This window comes from Polaromonas sp., from assembly GCF_039930745.1.
Classification (GTDB): Bacteria; Pseudomonadota; Gammaproteobacteria; order Burkholderiales; family Burkholderiaceae_C; genus Polaromonas.
Genome location: NZ_JBDTTH010000136.1, coordinates 1 through 7,334 on the forward strand (window position 1 = coordinate 1; position 7,334 = coordinate 7,334).

Annotated in this window: 5 protein-coding genes and 1 pseudogene; 1 reads left to right on the top strand and 5 read right to left on the bottom strand. The window is 62.3% G+C overall.

The features are described from left to right. Positions 1 to 349: 349 nt before the first annotated feature. The 3 genes from ABI660_RS22185 to ABI660_RS22195 all read right to left on the bottom strand — a co-directional run bounded on the left by ABI660_RS22185 (position 350) and on the right by ABI660_RS22195 (position 5,825). Complete coding sequence (locus ABI660_RS22185) at positions 350 to 613, bottom strand: hypothetical protein (RefSeq protein WP_348072225.1); 264 nt, start codon at positions 611 to 613, stop codon at positions 350 to 352. A 917-nt stretch (positions 614 to 1,530) separates the two neighbouring features. Continuing rightward, the gene (gene xerC, locus ABI660_RS22190; protein ID WP_348072227.1) at positions 1,531 to 2,616 is read right to left on the bottom strand and encodes a site-specific tyrosine recombinase XerC; all 1,086 of its coding nucleotides are present in this window, start codon (positions 2,614 to 2,616) and stop codon (positions 1,531 to 1,533) included. A gap of 5 nt (positions 2,617 to 2,621) precedes the next feature. Next, complete coding sequence (locus ABI660_RS22195; RefSeq protein WP_348072229.1) at positions 2,622 to 5,825, bottom strand: CHC2 zinc finger domain-containing protein; 3,204 nt, start codon at positions 5,823 to 5,825, stop codon at positions 2,622 to 2,624. A gap of 101 nt (positions 5,826 to 5,926) precedes the next feature. On the opposite strand from ABI660_RS22195, the gene ABI660_RS22200 reads away from it, so the two are divergent. After that, a complete protein-coding gene (locus ABI660_RS22200; RefSeq protein ID WP_348072231.1) occupies positions 5,927 to 6,370 on the top strand; it encodes an RstR family transcriptional repressor in 444 nt (147 codons plus the stop codon). 107 nt (positions 6,371 to 6,477) lie between these two features. Here the strand turns inward: ABI660_RS22200 and ABI660_RS22205 are convergent, their stop codons facing one another. Together ABI660_RS22205 and ABI660_RS22210 are read right to left on the bottom strand one after the other, a co-directional pair. Next, positions 6,478 to 6,810 (bottom strand): Imm58 family immunity protein, encoded by a 333-nt coding sequence (locus ABI660_RS22205; RefSeq protein WP_348072233.1) that lies wholly within the window; start codon positions 6,808 to 6,810, stop codon positions 6,478 to 6,480. Further along, positions 6,807 to 7,334, bottom strand: a pseudogene (locus tag ABI660_RS22210) (RHS repeat protein); the annotation flags it as partial. The pseudogene ABI660_RS22210 and the gene ABI660_RS22205, both read right to left, overlap by 4 nt.

The following is a 7,334-nucleotide window of genomic DNA, read 5'->3' on the forward strand; positions in this document are numbered from 1 at the left end:
TCCCGCCAAGTAATCCGCCTGACACGGTTACACCGTACCAGTAGGTATTTTCTTGAAGCAATTCAAGGGCTTGGGCGGTTAAAACGAAGACGGCACCTGTGAGCGTTGGAGTTTTTTTCTAGAGGCACATTCTGCCTCATGCGCGCACGCGGGAACAGGCACGCCTGAGCGGGTGCGCGCCAGCGCACCCGCAAGGGGTTTTCATTGGTGTTCATGCATCAAATCGGCCTGTAGCCCTCGCGGAACGTGCGCAAGCAGCTACTAAAGATATAGCACCTGCATTCCTTCCTTAGCCACTGCATGCGCGGCGCGCTAGCGCCATGCATGGGCTTAGGTTTTGGATTTGGCCTCAAGGCTTGTTCCACCACGGGTAGCCCACCCGCTGGTAATACTCATAGGCCATGCTGCGTTCGTCGCTGCCGTTGCTGCAATAGCCGTCGGTGCGCGGATCGGCGGCCCAGCTCATGATGCCGGCCAGGTCGGCAATGAAGCCGCGCAGCACCAGCTCGGGCGTCACGCCGTCGCTGGCGCACAGCGCCATGAACTCTTCGGGCAGGGCCAGCGTCACGGTGTTGCGTGCGGTCTTGCGGATGGCTTTGGTTCTACGGGGCATAAGAGACTCCTTCAATGGTTGGTGAACACGGGCGGCGTGGGTGACATCCGGCACGCCGCGCGTGCAGGGCTACCCCACCCCGCATAAGCGACATGGGCGGCGGCGGGGTCAGGCTGTCAAGGCTGGCCATGGGCCACCGCGCTTGCGCGGCGCGCAGCGGCCTTTACTGCCTGGCACCGCCGCTGCACCCTCGCCACCAAGGAGGGATGGGGTTCGTGCGCCAGGGCTGGGCAGGCTGCTGGGTTGCGCGGCGATGCGCAAGCGAGCCGTGACCTACGCAGGCACCGGCACCACGCTGGCCAGCGCCACAACACCCTAGCGCCGGGGTGGAGGGAGCCCCCTTGGGGGGCGGACGGGCCATAACCCGGCGCGGCCTGGCGCGTCAGCGCCCGGCCTGCTGGGGTGGGCGGGGGCCAACACGTGGGACTGCGCGGAACGCGCCTGACCAGAGCACTCTGCGGTTTCGGCCCCGGCCGATACCGCACTGACCAATTGACTGCGGGCGTGTGGCTTGTTGCTACACGCAGTGAGCAACGGGCCACACGCGCAGGGCAAGTGGGCGCAAGACATAACGGGGGTCGCGTGCAGCGGGGCCACAAGCAGAGCTTTAGCGGCAGCTTGGGGACACGCTACATGCGACAGCCCGTTATGTTGAGTTGGCCCTTGGGCCAACTTACCCCGCCGCCCTGCCAGGCTGGGCCGGGCTCAATGCCCGGACTGGCCTGCAATCCATGCTCTGCGCGGCACGCGCCTGGCTTTGACTTCTCCAGCAGCCACAGCAAGCCCAATCACCAGCAGCTAAAACAATCCGGCGATCAGCTATCTCCTGATCACTACCATTTCGATAGCGCATCACGCACATTCCACGAGGGCTAGCGGCCCGTTTGCCATATATGCTTCCCGCCAGCACGGCCCCATCACTCCTGCTCGTCATCCTCCTGCGCCAAGGCCTCCAGCAGCGCCGCAGCCGCGTCGTTCGTCTCGTCCTGAGGGTTGGCCTTGCCCACGCCCTTCAATCGCTCCAGCCTGGCCGGATGCGTTGCGCTGTGGATCTCCTTGAGCTTGGTCATGGACACCTGCGTGTAAATCTGCGTGGTCTCCAGATTGGCGTGCCCCAGCATGGCTTGAATGAAGCGGATGTCGGCCCCGTTTTCCAGCATGTGGGTGGCCATGGCATGCCTGAACACGTGGCAGGCGCCGGGCGTGGTGATGCCGCCCGCTTCCACATGGCGGCGTATCAGGTCACCCAGGAAGCGCACTGTCATGGGCTGGCCGAAGTCGTCCAGGAACAGCGTCTGGTCGTCGTAGCCGGTCACGATCTCCGGGCGCACCTGCACCAGGTACTTGTCCACCCAGGCGCAGGCGCGTGCGCCTACGGGGATGAAGCGGTCTTTGCGCCCCTTGCCCATGCGCACCATCAGCGTGCCGCGCTCGATGTCAAGGTCGTACAGCTTCAAGCCAATCAGCTCCATGCGCCGGATGCCGCTGGAGTAGAAGACTTCCATGATGGCGCGGTTGCGCAAGCCCAGCAGGGTTGTGACATCGCTCAGGTTCAGGATGGCCTCGACCTGTTGCACCGTCAGAATGGTTTTGGGCAAGGCCTTGGGTTTCTTGGGCAGCTCCAAGTCGGCCGCCGGGTTGTGCAGCAAATGGTTTTGCCGCACCAGCCAGCGGCACCAGGCGGTAATCGCATTGAGCAGCCCGAGCTGGGCCATGACCGACAGCGGCGCGCCGTTGCTCTTCCTGTGCTGGTGCAAGTGGCGCTGGTAGCGCTCCAGCATGGGGCGCGTGAGTTCCACCGGCCGGGTGATTGAGCGCTCATCGCACCAGACGATGAAGCGCAGCACGGCGGCGCGCCGTGTCGCCATGGTGTGTTCGGAGTAGCCCGCCGCCAGCGCCCAGTCGGTGTAGGCGTGCAGGTAGGCATGCAAGGGGTTGCCCGGTGCCGGGTTGGCCTTGGGTCCGAGCTTGCGGCGCTTGCGCTTGGGGTTGAGGGCGCGCATGGCGATCAAGCAGCGGCGGCAAGGCCAGCAGCTAAAGACAAGGTGGGCAAGCTGTGCAGCCGGGCTTGCGTGTACGACGTATCTGGCGCGTGCAAGCTGGAGCAGTGCGTTTCGCTCTCCACATTGGGTAAATCGGCTGCAAGGCGCATGGCCATTGGCTCTGCGGCCAATTCGTCACCCCGCGAGTGGGCCGCTACTGGGCCGCTATCACCCCGCGACTGCCCCGCACCTTCGGGGGTCTGGCCCCGCGACTTCGCAACCGTAGGCACATCGTGCAGCGTCGCCACGTCCAGCAAGCCCGCGAACTGCGCACGCCCCGCGCCGCGCTCCTGGCCCGCGACTTCATAAACCAACTCATAGACAAACTTGCCGCCCGGCCCCTCGCGGTGGGCCAGCAGGTATTCCAGCTCCAGCAGGCGTTCCAGGTGCACGCGCAATTGCGTGTCGCCCCAACTTATGGCCTCGCGTAACACCCGGCGGCTAAAGCGGAGCTGGGCACGCGGCAGGCTCAAGCGCTCGCATTCACCGGCCACGTACTGGTCTATCAGCACCAAGAGGCGGCGCGTCTGTGGCGGCAGCTCGTCCAGGCTACGGCCCAGCACTTCATGCGCGATCTGGTTGGCCAGCGCGATGTCGGCCAGGCTGGCTTCGATGTATTCGAGGGCTTCTCCATCGTGGCCGGGACGTTGGTGCACTTTCACATCGCGCTGGTGCTGGTGCAAGAGCGCAATGGTGTCGATCAGGGTCAGGTACTTTTCATGGTCGCGGCGCAATCGGGTGGTCTGGTCGGGGAAGGTCAGGGCTTGCGCGTAGGGGTTGAGCACATCCAGCGGGCGCAAGAGGCGCTGGGCGTTCTGGTGCAGGGTGGTGAGGGCCTGCCTCTCCTTCTTGGCCAAGAGGCCCGCCAGCGTGCGGCGTTCGCGTTGCAGCCGGTGGATGGCAGCGGTCTGCGCGCGGCCTTCATCGACAGCCAGCACCAAGCAGCGGTTCATCAGCTCTTCGTCCAGGTCGCGCGCCGTGGTGGTCAGCAGCAAGGCCACCGGGCCTTCGACGCGGTATTGCTGGGTGATGAGGTTGCCTGACTGCGGGTCTTTGCCGGTGCTGGCAATCGTCAGCTCACCCTCGGACTGCAACAGCTTGAGCGCATACGAAGCCCGCGAAGCGCCTTCTTCTTCGACGATGGCCAGCGCCTTGTGCTTCAGGTTGGTTTCGCCCATGTAGAACAGGCTTTGCCCGGTCATGGCGCTGTACTTGACCTTGTCTTCCTCGGGCACAAACGCCAGCACCGCGTCCATCAGCGTGGTCTTGCCGGCAGCGGAGGACGACTGCACCACCACGCCCAGCGGCTTGTCCAGCTTGCGGCTGATGGCGGCAAGATACCCAACCAGCTTGTTGGTGTCCTCGCCCACCAGGCCGCAGGTGGCGAAGTCCGCCAAGATGCGCGCCACCAGCTCGGGCGACTGGAGCAAGTCCAGCGCCGCCGCATGCTCGGCCGGGCTCATCTGTGGCCCCACAGGCGCGCGCTCCAGGGTCTGCGCCATGCTGTCTTCCTGCAAGGCTTCCAGCCGCATCAGCACGCGGCCCAGGTCGGCTTTGAGGATGTCTTCGCGTAGCTGCAACTCCAGCGCGGCGTGCGCGATGTAGCTGTGCCTTTGCCGGGCAGCGTACAGGTCCAGCGTGTCCACGTAGAAGCTCCCATCTGGGTCATTCACGCGTGAGACCAACAGATTGACCTTGAGCAGCTCGAACGACAAGTTCTTGGCCAGCCCGCGCACGCGGTAGCGCCTATCGCCCACGTTCAGGGTGATCTCCACGCCGTTGCCGTGGTCCTTGACCTCGCAGGGCAGCTCGGGCGGCGCGCTGTCGGGCACCGGGCTGGCGGGTAGTGGCGTGTCGCTCACTGGATCAGCGGCTAAAGGCGGAATCCCCCCATCTTTCTGATTGCTATTATTTTGAGAGCTGGTCACGCTTGTTCCACGAGGGCTAGCGGCCTGTTTTGCTTGTGAGTTCGGCGCTGGTGGCGGTTTGGGTAGCTCAGGTGGTCGAGGGGATGCGGAGACTTCAGGCGGCTCGGGTGATTTGCCCTGGCCTAGCCACAGCGCCTTGCGAATCAACAGACCCAGGCTCTTGGCCGCGGGCGTCACCTTCTGCGCGTACTCGTTGGCGTCCATGCCCTTGGGGAACTGGATGCGCCAGACATCCATGCCCGCCGCCTGCAACTGCGCCGCCACCTTGGCCGCGCCGCGCTCGCCCGCTTCATCCCGGTCAAAGGCGATCAGCACGCGCTCTATGCCGTGCGCTTTGAACGCCGTCAGCATGTCGTCGGTGAAACCCTCCACGCCATAGGCGGTGGTGACGTTGCGGTAACCGGCACACCAGAAGGTCAAGGCGTCGATCAGCGCTTCGCACAAGATGATTTCCTTGTGCGCGCCCAGGGCCTGCACGTTGAACACGCCGCGCGTTCTTTGTCCGTCCGGGCCTTCGCGACTGGGCAGGTACAGGTGCTTGGGCGTGCCCGCGCGCAGGTTGTCCAGGAGCTTCCTGCCATACAGCTCCAGCACGTCGCCATGTGCGTCCAGGATGGGCACGATCAAGCTGCCATTGAAGTGCTCGTGGCCGCTCTCGCGGTAGATGCCGAGTTTTTCCAAGCGGGTGCGGATGTCGGCACCGGCTTTGCGGTTCTTCTCGGGCAGGCGCAAGCCCAAGGTGCGGTTGGCAAAGCCGAGTTTGAAGTGGTCGATCAGCTCAGGGTGAGAGAGGCCGCGCGATTGCAGGTAGGTCAGTGCCTCCGGTGACTGTTTCAAAGTCTGGTGGTAGTAGTCCACCACCTGCAAGGCCAAGGCGCGGTCGTCGGCATCCAGCACGACGGGCGCGGGCAAGGCCCGCACGGTGGAGCGCTTGACCGGCTCACCGGGGACAGCGGCTAAAGAAGAATCTTCCTTCAGCAGCAGGGCGGCATGGCGGAAGGACACGCCCTTGAGTTTCATCACCCAGTCAATCGGCCCACCGGCTGCACCACAGCCAAAGCAGTGCCACAGGTTCTTGGCTGGCGTCACGACCAGGCTGGCGGTGTCGTCGGCGTGGAAGGGGCAGCGACCGGCCAAGTCCTTGCCTACCTTCTTCAACTCGATGCCAGCGGATTCGACCAGGCGCTGCACCGCGACTTCATCTTTCAGCCGCTGGATTTCGCTCTCAGGGATGCGTGCCATGCCGTTTTGCTCCTAAAACCTGTCAATAGTCTATTCAGATATACACATGCTATCATTTATGGTATCTTTTGGCAACCAGTCAGAAAGGGGGTCTTACAGTGATGGCTTTTTCATCACCCGCGTTTTTCACAATGGAATTCCCCGAACGGCTGACCGCGCTACGCAAGGCGCGCGGCCTGACCCAACAAGCCTTGGCCACCCAGGTGGACTTGGCCGTGTTGCAGATTCGCCGCTATGAAGGCGGCACGTCTCAACCTACCCTTGATGTGATCCGTCGCCTAGCAATTGCGCTCGGCACCAGCGCGGACATGCTGGTGTTCGACGAGAAGGAGCGCAGCCCGTCCGAGGCCTTGCGTTACCAGTTCGAGACGGTGTCGCGACTGTCCGAGCATGAGCAGGAAGTGGTGCGTGAATTGCTCGATGCAGTAATCATCAAGAACCAGGTGGCCGGCGCGCTGGAGCGCGTGGCAAAGCCGCCAGCCAAGGTGAAGAGAACCCCTGTTCCCACCAAGCCAAAGCGCGCAGCGCACGCCAGCGCCAGATGAACGAAGGGCCGCGATAGCGGCCCTTGTTTCTTCTTTAGCAGCATCCCGCCAACGGCGGGAGCGGCGAGGCTTTTTGTTTTTTAAAAGAGAAGAACTGGCACCTCGCACTATGTGACGTTTACGAGTTTGCCGTTACGAAACTCAAAGCGGACACCCTCAAGATAGATGGCATTTGTCTCAGGCTCACGCTTCAACACAATAGAGCCCGGTGGTTGCGAAGCAGCGTATGCCTTTAAGCGCGACATGACTTGCTCCTCAGGCAATCCAAGCCATTCATGCCCCACCAAACCCGTTAGCAATTTGATGTGCTGAACTGAAGTCTCCTGACTGGCATCGAGGTAAGTACGCGTAATCCCTTGATCAAACACCCGGTAAATCAACGCGATGCAACACACCCCAAGCAGAGCCGCAGCAATTTTCCATCGATTGACAGAACTCATTTTCCGGCCCCCACTGCGCGACCAGCAAAGTCTCGGCATTGGTTTGAAGACCAGGGCTTCCAGCTATAGGGTGCTCGACTTTGGTTTTTTGCAAAGTCCTCGGCGTACTTGTTGATCTTCTTCTCGTCAGCATCTTTCTCGCAAGTCAAGTCAGTCTTGGTTTTATGACCCGCTCTGTCTGACAGGGCCTTCTTCAATGCATCAAGGGAGGCAGCGGTGGGCTGACCAGTCTTCGGATCAATCACCAAGTCAGGCACAGGAACGCGTCGGACATTTCCTTCGCCGTCAGGCCGCTTATCGCCAATGACGTATTGGCTGCCAGGCGAGTACCTACCATATTCGTAATACTGCGTTGAGCCTTTCGCGTCGTAAGTCAATACGCCGCCATGACCGCCCAAATTGGAGGACGAGAAACCGAATCCTGTATCAATTGGGTAATCAGGGAAGTTAACGACACAACCTGCAAGGCCTAGCGGATCAACCGTGCTCAACGGATCACCCGAGACGTATGCGTAGGTATTAAT